Origin of the sequence: Microbispora hainanensis, assembly GCF_006874475.1 — a bacterium.
In the GTDB taxonomy this organism is placed as follows: Bacteria; Actinomycetota; Actinomycetes; order Streptosporangiales; family Streptosporangiaceae; genus Microbispora; species Microbispora hainanensis.
The window spans coordinates 1-248 of the sequence record NZ_VIRM01000243.1 but is presented as its reverse complement, the minus strand read 5'-3'; the positions used below and the strand labels follow the sequence as shown (position 1 = coordinate 248).

Sequence of the window (248 nt, the reverse complement as noted above, 5' to 3'; positions counted from 1 at the left end):
GCCGCCGTGCCACCCTCGCGCCAGGCGCGCCGCCACCGCTCCACCGACCGCTGAGTGACCCGCAACGTCCGGGCTACCGCCGCGTTCGTGACCCCCTGCTCGAACATCACGGCTGCGCTCAGCCGTACCTCCTCGCGGCGCCGCTGCTCCTGGGGGGTGAAGCCGCCGCCTTGGGCATACCGCACACCCTGGTCATACAGACCAGATCAGCCCTCGTCAGCTCACCGACAAGACCCATTTAAGTTCCG

General features: G+C 69.4%; 1 protein-coding gene. It reads right to left on the bottom strand.

What is annotated here, in order from left to right; translation table 11 throughout:
• A partial coding sequence (locus FLX08_RS40275) for a helix-turn-helix domain-containing protein (protein ID WP_142625471.1) occupies nt 1-185 on the bottom strand: 185 nt, incomplete at its 3' end.
• Nucleotides 186-248 lie beyond the last annotated feature (63 nt).